Origin of the sequence: Prauserella rugosa (assembly GCF_000719975.1) — a bacterium.
Classification (GTDB): domain Bacteria; phylum Actinomycetota; class Actinomycetes; order Mycobacteriales; family Pseudonocardiaceae; genus Prauserella; species Prauserella rugosa.
Map to the genome: position 1 here is coordinate 48,165 of NZ_JOIJ01000011.1, position 16,424 is coordinate 64,588.

A 16,424-nucleotide genomic window follows, 5' to 3' on the forward strand; every position below is an offset into this window, starting at 1 on the left:
GCCAACAACATCCCATCGCTCACGCGCTGGCCTCCCCGTCTCGGCGGCCCACCAGTCGGCGCACGACACCGCGCCGCACACCGTGCGCACGACGCGGTGCCGGAACAACAGGCGCCAACACCGCCGCACACGCACGGCACACGGGTCCGTTCGGCACGATCGCCGCCGACATCTCGACCACGTGCCCACAGACCGCCACGCACCTCCCACCGTTGGCACGCCCTATCGCGAACGCTTCGTCCTCCACCGCGTGATCGCGGCAATCGGCCGCGCACCGGAACCACGTGGTGTAGATCCTTGGCTGCGCTGCGGGTGGTGACACAGACCCGCGGCCCCGCTGAGCCCAGGCGGGCCGCCGCTGTGGCAAAGCAAGTGGATGAGGCATAGCTCGACGATGCAGGTGTTGGACCTGCATAAACAGCGCCCCAATCCCTCAGTTCACCGTGCCTCCCACCCGGTCTATGCCTCCCGCGCCTAGAAGTAAGCACCACTTCTGCACCGGGTAGCCTCCGAAACGTGGATCTGCTGCCGTTCGACGAGTACGTGCGCTCACTGCCTCGCCGCCGCATGGCCGCTGGCGTGCTGTTTCATGACAGCTCCGGCCGGGTCCTGCTGGTCGAGCCGAGTTACAAGCAGCACTGGGATATACCGGGCGGCGTAGTCGATGCGGGCGAGGCACCGTGGACCACAGCCCGGCGCGAAGTGCGCGAAGAAATCGGCCTGGACCGGCGGCTCGGGCAACTGCTGGTGATCGACAACATCTCCGATGACGGACGCATGCCCGAAGGGCTGGCCTTCGTGTGGGACGGGGGTCTGATCACCGATGCAGACGTCGCGGCTCTCACCCTCACCGACCCGGAGATCACGTCCGTCGGGCTGCACACGATGCAGCAAACGATCGGCAAAGTGACACCGTCCCTGGCCGCACGAATCGACGCCGCCCTCCACGCCAGCCAAACCGGAGAACTGACGTTGTGCGAAGACGGCAAGAGCATCAACGGCTAATCTCGCAAGTGGACGCGCCGCAGCGCAGAGGGGGCTGGAGTGGCGAACGAATACCTCACCGAGAACCTCGCACGAATTCGGAAAACACGCGACCTCTCGCAGGAGCAACTCGCACACGCCGCAGGCGTCGGCGTCGACACCGTTGCGCGGATCGAACAAGGCCGCCGGACCATCAGTAGACCCGCGACACTCCGCAAACTTGCTGCCGCCCTATCCGTCACAGTTGACGCATTGGTCAGCGCCCGCAGACCCACAGCCTCGTCCGATCTCGATATACACGACCTCCGCCGCGCAATCACAACCAGCAGCGAGATACCTGGGCTCGCAGACTTTGTCGAACCGGACGAGCTGCCCACACTCGACGACCTGCACCATAGTGCGCACCTTGCCTGGCGCGCGTACGTCAACGGCCAACACGCTGAGCTGATCACCGCGCTCCCAGCCGTATTCGTCGACGCCCGTCGCCTCATACACGCGACTAGCGATGACGAACAAGCAGCCGCCCACCGCGTACTTTCCACGGCGTATCGATTGGGCGCCGGCGTATGCGGCCGGCTCGGTCTCACTGATCTGGCATGGTCCGCTGCCGAACGTGCCCTCCACGCTGCCCACGCGTCCGACAACTCACGCATCGAGACGGCAATTTCGCTCCGTTACCTGACCTGGGTGCTCGTGCGTCAGGAACGTTTCGCTCAGGCAGAGAACGTCGCTACTCGGGCTGCTGAACAGATCCAGCCCATGATGCTTGACCGCGACCCAGCCCGCGCAGGGATCTTCGGGAACCTGCTCTTCAACGCTGCGACCGCAGCACTCAACAGAGGTCACGTGCGTCGAGCCGACGACCTCCTCGCCGAGGCTCAAGCAGCAGCCGCACGCTCACGCCGTGATACTGCAACCGAAGCAGCCGTGTTCGGCCCGCGAGTTGCTGCGTTCCAGCTCATCGACCACACAGCTCGCGCCGACGACCCCGAGTTCGCACTACATCTGGCAGCCACTGTGCCCCGACCACACGGCGTCGTGCCTGCATTCTGGGAAGCTGGATATCACCTACGGATGGCATCAACCCACGCCAGATTGCGGAACGACAGTCAAGCGCTCGCCCATCTCGCAAACGCGCGCGAGATGGCATCCGACTGGGCCCGCAGGCAACCACTCGGCCACGCCACCATGCGCGAGCTGACCGAGCGCACTACACGACGCCGGGGACCCGTGTTCGCAGATCTCGCTGTCCATTACGGCGTCGGCGACGAGCTCACACCGTAACTGCCGGGTAGTCGTCCGAGCCGACTAACCCTTCGATGACTCCCGGATCTGCAGTTTTGGGGCCAGGGCGCGGGATTCGCCTGGTTGGCCGTTCAGCAATGTCACGAGCAGTTCGAGGGCGCCGACACCCATTTCGTGCATCGGGGAGCGGACGCTCGTCAGGGGGATCGGCAGTTCCCTCGCCAACGGGGTGTCGTTGAAGCCCGCCACGGCGACGTCGACGCCCGGCGTCAGGCCGTGATCCCGCACCGCACCCATCGCGCCGATCGCCGCGAAGTCGTTGACCGCGAAGATCGCCGTCGGCCGGGGGTCGAGGTTCAGCAGCCGATCCGCCGCCTGCCGCCCACCGTCCACGTCGAACGGCGAGTGCACCACGTGTGACTCCGGCAGTTCGAGGCCGCGCTTCCGGCAGTGGTCGACGAAACCCGCCGTGCGGTCCGAACCCGTGCTCGCGAACGACTCCCCCGCGATCACACCGACCCGATTATGCCCCGATTCCAGGAAATGCTCCGCGACGAGCCGCCCACCCGCGTAGTCGTCGCACGTCACCGACGGATAGTCGCCCACCCGCCTGCTCACCAACACGAACGGCACCTCCCGATCGGCGACGGTCGCCAACACGTCACCGTCCGCGCGGGCGTCCCCGAAGATCAACCCGTCGACGTGCCGCGACAACGCCAGATCCGTGCGCGCACGCTGCTGGTCCGGGTCGTCGTGGCTGTTCATCACGAACGTCGCGAGCCCGTGCTCCGCGGCGGCCGCCTCGATGCCCTCGTAGATCGTCGCCAACACCAGATCGGACAGCTGCGGCACGAGCACACCGACCAGATTGCTCCGCTGCGTCCGCAGGCTCGTCGCATGCGGATTCGGCCGATAGTTCAACTCCGCCGCCACCCGCCGGATGTGCTCGGCCCTCGCCGTCGACGCCGCACGCTGGGCCTCCTCCGGCGACCCGTTCAACACCCGCGACACCGTGGACACGTCCACGCCCGCCCGCTCCGCGACACTCCGCAGCGTCGCGCGACCCCGTGCGGCCATGCGTGCGCCCACCTCCTTCTCGACTGCATCCGAGTATGGCCCGCGCACCCGCGAACCGGCGGCAACACCCTTGACACCACGCCCCGGCACCGCGTTCACTCTACCCAAACGTTAGGGCCAATCGTTTGGGTTCGTATGGGTAGGAGTGAGCGGTGACCGAGGATCTGGAGCGCGCGCTGGCCGCGGCTACGCGCCGGAACGCCGAGCTCAACGCGTTCGTCACGATCGACACCGACGGAGCCCGCGCGGCCGCCCCTCCCGAAGGCCCCCTGGCAGGCGCTCCGGTCGCGGTCAAGGACGTCATCGACACCGCAGGCCTGCGGACCACGATGGGGTCCCGCCACTTCGCCGACCACGTCCCCGACCACGACGCCGCCGCGGTCCGCGCGGTCCGCGACGCGGGCGGCATCGTCATCGGCAAGACGACCACGCACGAGTACGCCTACGGCCCCACCGGCGACCGATCGGCCAACGGACCGGCGAGAAACCCACACCATCCGAGCAGAATGTCGGGCGGTTCCAGCGCGGGCTCGGCCGTCGCCGTCGCCGCCGGCATCACGCGCTACGCCCTCGGCACGGACACCGGCGGCTCGGTGCGCATCCCCGCCGCATGCTGCGGCATCGTCGGACTGCGCCCCACACTCGGCAGCCTGCCTGCCGACGGCGTGTTCAGCGTCGCACCCACGCTCGACACGGTCGGCCCCATGGCTCGCACGGTGCGGGAATGCCGCCTGCTGTGGCACGTTCTGGCCGGCACGAGCCCGGCGGCCGCACCCGACACGTACCGCATCGCCTGGGTCCATCCGGACTCCGGAGCCCCCGTCGACGACGCGGTACGGCAGACCGCCCACGACGCGTTCCGCACCCTGCGCAGCCGTTCCGACGTCGCCGGCGAGATCGACATCCCCGAGATGGCCGAACTGCGTCGCCTCTACCCGATCCTGCAGGGCCGGGAGATCTCCACCGTCCACTCGCGACGACTCGATGCCGAACCCGAGCTGTACGGCGACGAGGTGCTCACGCGTCTGCGCGCCGCACAACGGGTCACCGAGGCCGACTACGAGCGCGCCCTCGAATCCCGTCGCACCACCACCGCCTCCGTACGCACACTGTTCGACGACTGGGACGTCCTCGCCCTGCCCACCGTGCCGATCGTCGCCCCGGAGATCGACGTCCGCACCGTCCACATCGGAGGTGCCACCGTCGACGTTCGCGACGCGCTGCTGTCGTACACCTCGCCGTGGTCGGTCTCCGGATTCCCCGCACTGAGCGTGCCCGCGGGGACCGTCGACGGCCTGCCCGTCGGACTCCAGCTCGTCGGCAAACCCGGCTCCGACGACCTGCTGTTCACTCTCGCCGAACGGCTCACCGCCACCAACGAACTCGGCGGCCCCTAGCCCAGCGGACTCGCCTGCCGGACGGCCGTATCCCACCGGCTTCTCCCTTCCCCGTGACCAAAGGAGGTCCCCATGTCCGAATCCACCAGCCCGATCACCGCGGCCGCGGTCCAGTTCGACCCGCAGGTCGGAGTGGACAACAAGGACGCCAACCTCGCACGCACACTCGAGTTGATCGCACAGGCCGCCGACCGCGGCGCCAACCTGATCGTTCTTCCCGAGCTCGCCAACACCGGCTACGCCTTCCGCACCCGCGAGGAGGCCTACGCGCACGCCGAGGAGATCGAGACCGGACCGTCCACTCAGGCCTGGACCGCCCTCGCCCGCAAGCGGGGTGTCTACATCGTCGCCGGGATCACCGAGGTCGACGGCGTCCGCCTCTACGACACCGCCGTCCTCATCGGACCCGAGGGCTACATCGGCAAGTACCGCAAGGCACACCTGTGGGACCGCGAGAAACTCCTGTTCACCCCCGGCGACACGGGGTTCCCGGTGTTCGAGACCCGCATCGGCCGGATCGGCCTGCTGGTGTGCTGGGACATCTGGTTCCCCGAGGTCCCGCGGTTGCTCGCCGTGCAGGGCGCAGACGTCATCTGCAGCACCAACGCGTGGGTGTGGACCCCGCCGCCGCTGTTCGACGAGTCGGGCAAGTGCATGGCGGCCTACCTGACGATGGCCGCCTCGCACGTCAACAACGTGCCCATCGTCGCCAGCAACCGAATCGGCGAGGAACGCGGTGGCAAGTACCTCGGCTGCTCACTGATCACGGGCACCAACGGCTGGCCAGTCGGCGACATCGCAGGCGCCGAGGAGGAGACGATCGTCTACGCCGACCTGGACGCCGTCGCCTCCCGGTCCGCGCTCGTGTGGAACCAGCACAACGACCTGCCGCGCGACCGCCGCACCGACCTCTACGACGAGCTGCTCGGCTACCGCGGCGGCTCCGCGTGGCCACGGTGACCTGCCGTGACCACCACTAGCGCACCCGCACGGTCGCGGGTCACGCACTGGGTGACCGGAGCGGCGATCGTCGCCGTCACCGCCGCGTTCGCCGCCGGACTGGACGCCGCCGCACCTCGAGTCGGCCGTCTGCTGCCGGACTACACCGAGGTCCAGGGCCACGCGTTCGCCGACGTGATCGGCTTCCTCCGTTGGGTCCTCGGCGACACCACCGAGGCCGTGTTCTTCAAGAGCGCGCTCGGCGGAATCGGGATGATCGCCGGTGCGTGGATCGCGCACCTGGCGTGGCGACGCGGTCGGCGACTCGGCTTCCCCCTCGCCGCGGGCACCGGACTGTTCCCGTCGATGTTCGCGGCCGCGGCACTCGGACTGGTGCTGTCGAACCTGTTGTGGGGCTGGACCGTGCCCGCATCGGGCGGGTGGCAGCCCACGTTCGTGGCGTTCGTCGCGGTACCGGCCGCCGTGGTGCTGGTGTACGGCGCGGGCTGGCGGGTCGCCGTCACCGGCGCGGTACTCGGCGCCGTGTTGAACACGCCCGTGGCGCTCGTCGTCGTCAACTACTTCTGCCTGCCGCTCGACCTGCCGACCGTGATCGGCAACGTCACCGGCATGTGGGGTGGCGCGCTGCTGGCGTTCCTGCTGTGCCGCAGGCTTCCATGGCTGCGGCGGCCCGCACCCGCAGACCCGCCTGCCGACGGTCCGCAACCGGCACCCGAACGGCACGGTCCGGTGTGGATGGTGCGGCGCGTACTGGCCGACTTCACCGAGGCGCCCTTCTACGGCAACGAGATCGCCTCGATCGGCCTGCTGCTCGGGACGGTGCTGGCCTTCCTGCTCAACCCGGCCAACCCGGTGTACGGCGACGGCGTCCTGCCCGCCATGCTCACCGCCCAGGTGGCGACCTCCACCCTCGGAGTGCTGCTCTATCGCTCCCGGTGGATCGCCCGCGGCTGGTACCCGACGTTCGTGCCCGTCGTGTCGGTGGCGCCCGCGACGGTGCTCACCTACGGAGCGGGCGTGCACACCGTCGTCGCGGGTGCCGTCGTCGGAGCCCTCATCGGCCCACCCGTCGCGGCGTGGATCTCCGAGCGGCTGCCGTCGGACTTCCACCCGTTCATCGGCAACGTCGTGTCCATGGCGGTGGGCACGCTCGTGGCCGTCCCGGTGCTCGGACTGCTGCCGGGCTTCGGCTGAGCTCACACGACTGACACCGGCGGGCCCGCGATACCGCCGCCGGCCGTCCCACACGTGTGTCGAGCCGCTCGCCGGATTCGTACCGGCGAGCGGCTCGACGTACGGAATGCACCTTCTGCGGATCGCAGGGTCCTCGGGGCCGCACGCTCGCTCCCTGGGGACGCGACACGCGTCCCGCTGGGCGCAACACGCGGCCCGGAATCCGCAACACGGGCCCCTGGGGGCGCAACACGGGTCAGCCGGACTGGGCTGCTCCTGGGCCCGCGGCGGGCAGGACCGGGTAGGCGACCTTCACGCCTGCCTCGTCGAGGCCGCGCTTGAGGTGGGCGCGGAGTTCGCGGCCCATGGCCCACTGGTCGCCCGGCTGCGTGGTGACGATGACCCGCACCGTGACGGCACCGTTGCCGATGCCGACCACACCGTTGATGCTCGGCCGCTCGATGATCTTCGGCGCGAACTCGGGGTTGTCGGCGAACTCGTCGATGCTGCGCTGGATGACCGGCTTCGCGTCCTCCAGGTCGACGGAGTAGTCGAGGGGCAGTTCGACGACGGCGTTCGCCCAGTCCTGGTTCATGTTGCAGACGCGCATGATCTCGCCGTTGCGCACGTGCCACAGGCCGCCGTTGAGGTCGCGGATCTTGGTCACGCGCAACGTCACGGCCTCGACGGTGCCGACCGCGTCGCCCACGTCGACGACGTCACCCACGCCGTACTGGTCCTCGACCATCATGAAGATGCCCGACAGGAAGTCCTGCACCAGGCTCTGCGCACCGAAACCGATCGCCAGACCGATCACACCCGCGCTCGCGATGATCGGGCCGATGTTGATGCCGACCTGGCCGAGGATCGTCACGAACGCGATCCCGAAGATCACGAACGACGCCACGCTCTTGAGCACCGACGCGATCGTGTTCGCCCGCTGCCGCTGCCGCTCGCCGCGGCTCTCCTCGCTCTGCTTGATGATCCGTGCCGCGGCCTTGGCCTTCGCCTTGTCGATCTTCTCGCGCGAGTTGACCATCCGCTTCGTCAGCTGGTCGATCACCCGCCCGACGACCGCACGCAACACCAACGCGATCACCACGATGATCACGATGTTGATCAGACCGGACACGAACTCCGTCGAGTTCTCGTTGAACCAGTCGACGAACGCATTCGCCTGGACACGAGGCATGGGCACACCTCTCCCCTCTTCCGCCGGCGGCCGGCACTACTGGGCGTCGCCTGGCAGGGTAAGAACGCGCCGACCCACACCGTGCACGCGGGTGCGTCACCGGTCGGCGACATCACCCCTGACCAGGGTTCAGGACCGGCGGAGCAGGCCTGCTCGCTTGCGGCCACCTCCACGGACGCGGACCGCACCACCGCGGACGTCGTCCAGCAGCGCGGCGACCGTTTCCTGCGCGCACGTCTTGTTCGCACCGATTCCGCCCGACGGGCCTCGCTTGATCCAGCCCACGACGTACGTGCCCGCGCGGCCCTGCACCCGGCCCGCCACGTTCGGGATCGTGCCGGTGTCCTCGTCGAACGGCAGGCCACGCACGGGAGCACCCCGGTACCCCACGGCGCGCACGACCATGCCGGCCGCGATGTCCACATCGGACTCCACGCCGCTCGTGCGCAACCCGGACACCCGCTGCTCGCCGAGGATCTCCAACGGCGAGGAGTGGAAACGCAACACGATGCGCCTGCGCGTGCCCTGCGGCGGTGCCGACCAGTCGATCCGCTCCTGCCGCACACCACGCAGCAGATGCGCCTTGTCGCCCGGCTCGGCCGCGTCGATCGCCTTGCCGACCCGTTCGTCGTGGGCGTCGACCACCACGTCGAAATCCGGATGACGCGTCAACGCCAGCAACTCGGGCTCGGTGTAGGCCGCGTGCTCGGGTCCCCGGCGAGCCAGCAGCACGACCTCCCGCACCGAACTGGACCGCAGCCGCGTCAGCGCCTCCCGCGAGATCGACGTGCTCTCCAGCCCGGACGGCTCGCTCGACAGGATGCGCGCCACGTCCAGCGCGACGTTGCCGGTGCCGACCAGCACCGCACGCTGCGCCGACAGCTCCGGCGTCAGCGTCGCGTCCGGGTGGCCGTTGTACCAGGCCACGACGTCCGTGGCGGCCAGACTGCCCGGCAGCCGCTCCCCCGCGATGCCCAGCGAACGCGCCGACGAGGCACCCACCGCGTAGATCACCGCGTCGTGCCGCGCCGCCAGCTCCTCCACCGTGACGTCCCTGCCGACCTCGACGCCCAGCCGCAGCGTGAGCCGCGGGTGCTCGCGGTAGCGCGCGAACGTCTCGTCGATCCGCTTGGTCGACGGGTGGTCGGGCGCCACGCCGAAGCGGATCAGCCCGCCCGCGACGTCCAACCTGTCGATCAACGTGACCCGCGCACTCGTGTGCAGCAACAGGTCCTCCACCGCGTACATCCCGGCCGGCCCGCTGCCCACGACGGCGACGTCCAGCGCGGGGAAGTCGCTCGAGATGGTCCGGTCGAACGTCGGCGGGCCCCAGTTGTGGAAGTTCGGCGACGAGCCCAGCACATCGCCGGACACGGGCCGCTCCTCGTAGAACCGCGCGTTCACCTCGGCGTACGGCTTGAGCGACTCGCTCAGCCGGTCCACCGGGAAGATCGCGTCCACCGGGCACGCATCGGCACACGCACCGCAGTCGATGCAGCTGCGCGGGTCGATGTAGAGCATGTCGGTGGTGCCGAACTCGGGCTCGTCCGGCGTGGGGTGAATGCAGTTGACCGGGCACACCGCGACGCACGAGGCGTCGTTGCAGCACGTCTGCGTGATCGCGTAGACCATCGTCGTCGGCCGGGCTCTCAGATCAGGTTGGCGCGCTTGTAGATGCGCTTCGCCGCCTTGGTGAGCAGACCGCAGGAGTTCAGGAACTCCATCAGGCCCGCGCAGCTCGAGCGCAGCATCGCCTTGTGGTTCTCGTTGCTGCGGGCCTCCCGCAGCGCACGCTTGGTGTCCAGGCCCGCCTTCTCGTAGACCTTCGGGTTCCACATGGCGTCGACGATGAAGTAGGCGACCACGGCGATGTTGATCGCGTTGATCTGCCTGCGCAGCCAGCCCGCACCCTGCAGACGCTCCTTGGTCTCCTCGCGCGCGAACTTCATGTGCCGCGATTCCTCGACCACGTGGATGTTGTTGATCGTGCGCACGAAGGGCACGACGCGCTCGTCGCGCATCCAGTCGCGCTGCATCACGTCGAGGACCTCCTCGGCCACGAGGATCGCGGCGTAGGCGGCCTCGCCGCGCGCCGTCGCCGCGTAGATGCGGCCGCCGTGCACGGCGTACCAGCGCGGACGGTAGGCGGGCGCGTTCAGCTTCTCCGCACCACGGGCGAACATGATCGAGTGCCGGCACTCGTCGGCGATCTCGGTCAGGGCCCACTGGAACTCGGGCGTCGTCGGGTCCTTGGCGTAGAAGTCCCGCAGCACCATCTGCTGCAGGATCATCTCGAACCAGATGCCGGTGCTCGCCACCGACGCGGCCTCCTGCCGCGTCAGCTCACGCCGCTGGTCCTCGCTCATCTCGTCCCAGTAGGGCGTGCCGTACAGCGTGCTCCACTCGGGCGAGGTGCCCCAGTACGACGTGTCGAGCGGGGTCTCCCAGTCGACCTCGGTCGCAGGGTCGTACGACAGCGTCTCCGAGGAGTCCAGCAGCCGCTGCGCGACCGAGTCGTGTCCGTCCTGCGTGCCCGCATCGATGCGGTTGTCAACGCTGGTCATGGGAAGCTCCTGACAACGAGATTGCCTGTTACCGAGGTTTACTGTTACTCAAGGTAACACGTGGTCCGCCGGTAGGCCAGCACCGACAGTCATCGCAGGTCAGAGCCCCCTTCGAGACCGGAACACTGGCGTGGGTCGGGCGTCCGTGTTCAGATGGACGGTGATCAACGGTTCCGGCATGCGAAGGGACCTGCGCCAAGGGAGGCGTTCGTGGGCAGTGCGTACGTCGTGGGCACGTTCGACACCAAGGGCGACGAGCTGAGGTACGTCGCCGAGTTGATCCGCGAGACCGGCGTGTCGGTCCGCACCGTGGACCTGTCGACGGTGCAACAGCCGCCCCCGGCCGGAACCGCCGACGTCACGGCACCCGAGGTCGCCGCCTGGCACCCCGACGGCGCCGGCGCCGTGTTCACCGGCGACCGCGGCAGCGCCGTCGCCGCCATGACCACCGCGTTCGCCCGGTTCCTGCCCGCACAACGCGACCTCGACGGCGTCGTCGGCCTGGGCGGCTCCGGCGGCACCGCGCTGATCACCCCCGCGCTGCAGGCACTGCCCGTCGGCGTACCGAAGATCATGGTGTCGACGATGGCCGCGGGCGACGTCTCCTCCTACGTCGGTGCCAGCGACATCGCGATGCTGCACTCGGTCACCGACGTCGCGGGCCTCAACCGCATCTCGCGTCAGGTACTCGGCAACGCCGCCCACGCCCTCGCCGGCGCGTGTGCCCACCCGATCCCGTCGGGCGATGCCAGGCCCGCCGCCGGGCTCACGATGTTCGGGGTCACCACGCCCTGCGTCGACGCCGTCTGCCACCGGCTGGCCGACACCTACGACTGCCTCGTCTTCCACGCCACCGGCACCGGCGGCGCCGCGATGGAGAAACTCGCCGACGACGGTCACCTCGCCGGCGTCCTCGACATCTCGACCACCGAGATCTGCGACCTCGTCGCCGGCGGCATCCTGGCCGCGGGCCAGGACCGGCTCGACGCGATCGCGCGCACGAAGATCCCGTACGTCGGCTCGTGCGGCGCACTCGACATGGTCAACTTCGCCGCGCCGGACACCGTGCCCGAGCGCTACGCCGACCGGCTGTTCTACCCGCACAATCCACAGATCACGCTCATGCGCACCACCGCGGACGAGGTCCGGGCCATCGGCGCGTTCCTCGCCCGCAAACTCAACGCCTGCGACGGCCCCGTGCGCTTCCTCCTGCCCGAGGGCGGAGTGTCCGCATTGGACGCACCGGGGCAGCCGTTCCACGACCCCGAGGTCGACGCCGTCCTGTTCGACACCCTCGAGCGCGAGGTGCAGCAGACCGAACGGCGCCGGATCGTACGCTCGCCCCACCACATCAACGACCCGGAGTTCGCCGAGGAACTCGTCGCGGCCTTCACCGACATCGCCCACGTCGCCGACGTCACCGGCACCGTCACCGGCACCGGCAGTACGAGCGCGGCCGCCCCGAACGACAGCACAAGCACAGCAAGGAGTTGACGTGCCCCGCATCGACCGACAGGAGCTGCTCACCAGGTTCACCGACATGGCCGCGCGCGGCGAGCCGATCGTCGGCGGCGGTGCGGGCACGGGCCTGTCCGCCAAGTGCGAGGAAGCGGGCGGGATCGACCTCATCGTCATCTACAACTCCGGCCGCTTCCGCATGGCCGGACGGGGCTCGCTCGCGGGACTGCTCGCCTACGGCAACGCCAACGACATCGTCGTCGAGATGGCCGACGAGGTCCTGCCCGTGGTCAAGCACACGCCCGTGCTGGCCGGCGTCAACGCCACCGACCCGTTCCTCGACACCGACCGGTTCCTGCGCAGGCTCGCCGACCTCGGCTTCTCGGGCGTGCAGAACTTCCCCACCGTCGGCCTCATCGACGGCACGTTCCGCGCCAACCTCGAGGAGACCGACATGGGCTACCGGCACGAGGTCGACATGGTGACTGCCGCACGCCGCGCCGACCTGCTCACCACGCCGTACGTGTTCTCCGCCGACGACGCCCGCGCCATGACCGAGGCGGGCGCCGACATCCTCGTCTGCCACATGGGACTGACCACCAGCGGATCGATCGGCGCGGTCACGGCCAAGAGCCTCGACGACTGTGTCGCCGCCATCGACGAATGGTCCGCCGCCGCACGCGAGATCCGCGACGACGTTCTCGTGCTGTGCCACGGCGGCCCCATCGCCACTCCGGCCGACGCGGAGTACGTGCTCTCGCGCACCGAACGCTGCCACGGCTTCTACGGCGCCAGCAGCATGGAACGACTGCCCGTCGAAGAGGCCCTCACCGCACGCACCCGCGAGTTCAAGGAACTGTCCACCGAGAACACGTCGAAGGAGTAAGCACATGCCACGGCCCTACGCGAGCGGAATCGTCCCCGGCGACGTCGACGAGGTGTGGCGGCGTGTCCGCGACTTCAACAGCCTGCCCGACTGGCACCCCGGCATCGCCTCCAGCGAGATCGAACCCGGTCACAGCGCCACGGAGGTCGGAGCCGTGCGCAAGCTGACCCTCGCCGACGGCGCTGTCGTGCGCGAACAGCTGCTCGTGTTCGACGAGCCGGGCCACAGCTACACCTACAACATCCTCGAAGGGCCGTTCCCGATCCGCCGCTACCTGAGCACGATCCGGCTCGCGCCCGTGACCGCCACCGGCGAGACGTTCGTCGAGTGGTGGACCGAGTACGACGCCGACGCCTCCGACGAGGCGGACCTCGACAAGACGTTCGCCAAGGGTGTCTTCGCGACGGGCATCAAGGGCCTCGCGGGCGGCTGAGCCGACGGCGGCAGACGTGGTCGCCCCGGTGTGACCGCCGTGGGGACCGCGTGATCGCACGGACTGTGAGCCACGACCCGTTCCGAAATATCGGGTCCAGCGGTGTCGTTGACGTCTGGTGGAGCACTCCGTGTCCCCTGCCTGCCGCGAAAGCGCCGCCACGAAAGGACCACCGTCATGACTCTTCCGCTGTCCATCCTCGATCTGGCCACGATCGGCAGCGGAGAGTCCGTGAGCGACGGGCTGCACGCCACCGTCGCGCTCGCCCAGCGTGCGGAGCAGCTCGGCTACCAGCGCGTCTGGTACGCCGAACACCACAACATGCCGACCATCGCCTCGTCGGCGACCAGCGTGCTCATCGCCCACGTCGCTGCGCACACCGAGAGCATCCGGCTCGGCTCCGGCGGCGTCATGCTGCCCAACCACTCGCCGCTGACGATCGCCGAGCAGTTCGGCACCCTCGCCGAGCTGCACCCCGGCCGCATCGACCTCGGCCTCGGCCGCGCCCCCGGCACCGACCAGAACACCCTGCGCGCGCTGCGCCGCGACCCGAGTACCGCCGAGCACTTCCCGCAGGACGTGCAGGAGCTGCAGGGCTACCTCGGTGACCGTTCGCTCGTGCCCGGCGTCAACGCGACCCCGGGCAAGGGCACCGGCGTGCCGCTGTACATCCTCGGCTCGTCGCTGTTCGGCGCCAAGCTGGCGGCCGCGCTCGGACTGCCGTACTCCTTCGCCTCGCACTTCGCCCCCGACGCGCTGCAGGCAGCCGTCGCCGCGTACCGCAACGAGTTCCAGCCCTCCGAACAGCTCGCCGAGCCGTACGTCATCGCCGGGGCCAACGTGATCGCCGCCGACACGGTGGAGGAGGCCGAGCAGGACTCCCAGATCGTGAAGCGCTCGCGCCTGCGCCTGCTCGCGGGCAGGGGCCGCACCTTCACCGACGCCGAAGCCGACGCGATCCTCGACTCCCCGCAGGGCAAGCCGATCATGGACATGGTCCGCTACTCCGCGGTCGGCACGGCCGACCAGGCCGCCGAGTACCTCGAGTGGTTCGGCAAGCACGCGGACGCCGACGAGCTCATCGTCGCCCACCAGTCGCCGACGCTCGACAAGCGCCTCCACTCGGCCGAACTGCTCGCCAAGGCCACCGGGATCGCCGGCTGACGCAGGCTCCGGGCCTGCGCCGATCGCCCGACCGCCCCGCGGCCGGCGGCGTCCTCGCTCGCCCACGCACCGCGGTGTGCGGGCACGTGCGCAACCATGGGCCGGTCGAGCTGTTCATCGTGCGGCGAGGAGGCGCAGCGTGTCCCTGTTCGGGCGGATCTTCCTGCTGAACACGGCGGTCCTGTGCGCGGCCACGGCACTGCTGCTGTTCGCGCCGATCACCGTGTCGACGCCGGTGTTGTCGAACGAGCTGCTGGTCCTCGTGCTCGGCCTCATCGCGGTGCTCATCGCCGACGCGGCACTGCTGCGGGTGGGACTGGCGCCGGTGAAACGGCTCATGCGCACCATGACGTCGGTCGACCTGCTCCGGCGCGGCCCACGTCCGGTGGCCGAGGGGCCCGGCGACGTCGCCGAGCTCATCACCACGTTCAACGACATGCTCGACCGCCTCGAAGCCGCCCGCGACTTCAGCGCCGCGAGAGCCCTGTCGGTGCAGGAGGCCGAGCGGCGGCGCGTCGCCCAGGAGCTGCACGACGAGGTCGGCCAATCGCTCACCGCCGTGCTCCTCGGCCTCAAACGCGTGTCCGATCAGGTGCCCGAGCCCGCGCGCACCGAACTCGCCGCGGTGCAGGAGACGACCCGCACCACGCTCGACGAGATCCGCCGCATCGCCAGGCACCTTCGCCCCGGCGTGCTGGAGGAACTGGGACTGACCAGCGCGCTCAAGGACCTCGTCGCCGAGTTCGCCGAGTTGGCCGCGCACAGCGGGGTCGCCGTGCGCGGACGGTTCGAACCGGGCCCCGATCAGCTGCCCGACGACGTCGAGCTCGTCGTGTACCGGGTGGCGCAGGAGGCGCTCACCAACGCCGTGCGGCACGCGGGTGCCGAGCGGGTCACGCTGACGCTCCGCACCGCCGACGACGGGATCGAACTGCGGGTCCGCGACGACGGCCGCGGTATGGGTACCGCCGAGGAGGGCGCAGGCATGACCGGTATGCGCGAGCGGGCACTGCTGGTGGGCGCGACCCTCACCGTCGACTCGGCGCCGGGGTCCGGCACCGAGGTGCGCCTGTGGTTCCCGCTCGAGGACACCGGGGAGCACCGATGAGCCGCCCGGTGCGCATTCTCCTCGCCGACGACCACGTCCTGGTCCGCCGCGGCGTGCGCCTCATCCTCGACGGTGAGCCCGACCTGACCGTGGTGGCGGAGGTCGGCGACGGCCCCGAGGCCATCGCACGGGCCCGCGAGCTCGAACCGGACCTGGCGATCCTCGACATCGCGATGCCGCGCCTGACCGGCCTGCAGGCGGCCCGCGAGCTCGCCCACGACCTGCCGAACATGCGCATCCTGCTGCTCACCATGTACGACAACGAGCAGTACTTCTTCGAGGCACTCAAAGCCGGTGCGTCCGGCTACGTGCTGAAGTCGGTGGCCGACCGCGACCTCATCGAGGCCTGCCGCGCCGCGATGCGGGGCGAACCGTTCGTCTACCCCGAGACCGTGAGCGCACTCGTCCGCGACTACCTCGACCGCGCGCGGGGCGGTGGTGACGTTCCCGACAAGACGATCACCGACCGCGAGGAGGAGATCCTCAAGCTCGTCGCCGAAGGCCACTCGGGCAAGGAGATCGCCGACCTGCTCTACATCAGCGCGAAGACCGTGGAGCGGCACAGGGCCAATCTCCTGCAGAAACTCGGCCTGAAGGACCGGCTCGAACTCACGAGGTACGCCATCCGCGCGGGGCTCATCGAACCCTGACCGGCGCGCGCGGTGTGAACCCACAGGTGAGCCGCGACGTGAAACCCGTGTGGGGCAACGAAAAATGGGTGTCAGCACCCATGGACAGCATCCTCCGGCGACGGCAGCTTTGCGGTGGCCCCGGGCGAGCTGA

15 protein-coding genes are annotated in these 16,424 nt (G+C 69.5%); 11 read left to right on the forward strand and 4 right to left on the reverse strand.

Annotated features, from left to right (window positions below):
* The first annotated feature begins 516 nt into the window (after window positions 1-516).
* On the forward strand, window positions 517-1,005 hold the full coding sequence (locus IF64_RS0116315; protein ID WP_030532985.1) for an NUDIX domain-containing protein: 489 nt from the start codon (window positions 517-519) through the stop codon (window positions 1,003-1,005).
* 39 nt (window positions 1,006-1,044) lie between these two features.
* Window positions 1,045-2,268 (forward strand): helix-turn-helix domain-containing protein, encoded by a 1,224-nt coding sequence (locus IF64_RS26665; protein WP_084705906.1) that lies wholly within the window; start codon window positions 1,045-1,047, stop codon window positions 2,266-2,268.
* A 24-nt stretch (window positions 2,269-2,292) separates the two neighbouring features.
* Here IF64_RS26665 and IF64_RS0116325 read toward each other — a convergent pair whose 3' ends face one another.
* On the reverse strand, window positions 2,293-3,306 hold the full coding sequence (locus tag IF64_RS0116325; RefSeq protein WP_030532987.1) for a LacI family DNA-binding transcriptional regulator: 1,014 nt from the start codon (window positions 3,304-3,306) through the stop codon (window positions 2,293-2,295).
* Window positions 3,307-3,458: 152 nt separating this feature from the next.
* Between IF64_RS0116325 and IF64_RS0116330 the strand changes: the two genes are divergently transcribed.
* From IF64_RS0116330 to IF64_RS0116340, 3 genes are all read left to right on the forward strand, one after another.
* Window positions 3,459-4,703 (forward strand): amidase, encoded by a 1,245-nt coding sequence (locus IF64_RS0116330; protein ID WP_051757915.1) that lies wholly within the window; start codon window positions 3,459-3,461, stop codon window positions 4,701-4,703.
* Between the two features lie 72 nt (window positions 4,704-4,775).
* Window positions 4,776-5,663, forward strand: a complete 888-nt coding sequence (locus IF64_RS0116335) for a nitrilase family protein (protein WP_030532989.1) — start codon at window positions 4,776-4,778, stop codon at window positions 5,661-5,663.
* Between the two features lie 6 nt (window positions 5,664-5,669).
* Entirely contained in the window at window positions 5,670-6,857 is a 1,188-nt protein-coding gene (locus tag IF64_RS0116340) for a hypothetical protein (protein ID WP_030532990.1), read from the forward strand.
* 235 nt (window positions 6,858-7,092) lie between these two features.
* Here IF64_RS0116340 and IF64_RS0116345 read toward each other — a convergent pair whose 3' ends face one another.
* The 3 genes from IF64_RS0116345 to IF64_RS0116355 all read right to left on the reverse strand — a co-directional run bounded on the left by IF64_RS0116345 (window position 7,093) and on the right by IF64_RS0116355 (window position 10,592).
* On the reverse strand, window positions 7,093-8,028 hold the full coding sequence (locus IF64_RS0116345) for a mechanosensitive ion channel family protein (protein WP_036876886.1): 936 nt from the start codon (window positions 8,026-8,028) through the stop codon (window positions 7,093-7,095).
* Between the two features lie 129 nt (window positions 8,029-8,157).
* Window positions 8,158-9,660 (reverse strand): FAD-dependent oxidoreductase, encoded by a 1,503-nt coding sequence (locus tag IF64_RS0116350; protein ID WP_030532992.1) that lies wholly within the window; start codon window positions 9,658-9,660, stop codon window positions 8,158-8,160.
* A gap of 17 nt (window positions 9,661-9,677) precedes the next feature.
* Window positions 9,678-10,592: an AurF N-oxygenase family protein gene (locus IF64_RS0116355; protein ID WP_030532993.1), complete on the reverse strand. Its 915-nt coding sequence runs from the start codon at window positions 10,590-10,592 to the stop codon at window positions 9,678-9,680.
* Window positions 10,593-10,802: 210 nt separating this feature from the next.
* On the opposite strand from IF64_RS0116355, the gene IF64_RS0116360 reads away from it, so the two are divergent.
* The 6 genes from IF64_RS0116360 to IF64_RS0116385 all read left to right on the forward strand — a co-directional run bounded on the left by IF64_RS0116360 (window position 10,803) and on the right by IF64_RS0116385 (window position 16,291).
* Window positions 10,803-12,086 carry a Tm-1-like ATP-binding domain-containing protein gene (locus IF64_RS0116360; RefSeq protein WP_084705907.1) on the forward strand — a complete coding sequence of 428 codons (1,284 nt, stop codon included), beginning with the start codon at window positions 10,803-10,805 and terminating at the stop codon, window positions 12,084-12,086.
* A 1-nt stretch (window position 12,087) separates the two neighbouring features.
* A complete protein-coding gene (locus IF64_RS0116365; protein WP_030532995.1) occupies window positions 12,088-12,936 on the forward strand; it encodes a phosphoenolpyruvate hydrolase family protein in 849 nt (282 codons plus the stop codon).
* Between the two features lie 4 nt (window positions 12,937-12,940).
* Complete coding sequence (locus IF64_RS0116370; protein WP_030532996.1) at window positions 12,941-13,369, forward strand: SRPBCC family protein; 429 nt, start codon at window positions 12,941-12,943, stop codon at window positions 13,367-13,369.
* A gap of 177 nt (window positions 13,370-13,546) precedes the next feature.
* A complete protein-coding gene (locus tag IF64_RS0116375) occupies window positions 13,547-14,533 on the forward strand; it encodes an LLM class flavin-dependent oxidoreductase (protein WP_030532997.1) in 987 nt (328 codons plus the stop codon).
* Between the two features lie 139 nt (window positions 14,534-14,672).
* On the forward strand, window positions 14,673-15,641 hold the full coding sequence (locus IF64_RS0116380; protein ID WP_030532998.1) for a HAMP domain-containing sensor histidine kinase: 969 nt from the start codon (window positions 14,673-14,675) through the stop codon (window positions 15,639-15,641).
* Window positions 15,638-16,291 carry a response regulator gene (locus IF64_RS0116385; protein ID WP_030532999.1) on the forward strand — a complete coding sequence of 218 codons (654 nt, stop codon included), beginning with the start codon at window positions 15,638-15,640 and terminating at the stop codon, window positions 16,289-16,291. The genes IF64_RS0116380 and IF64_RS0116385 overlap by 4 nt, the downstream gene beginning before the upstream one ends.
* Window positions 16,292-16,424 lie beyond the last annotated feature (133 nt).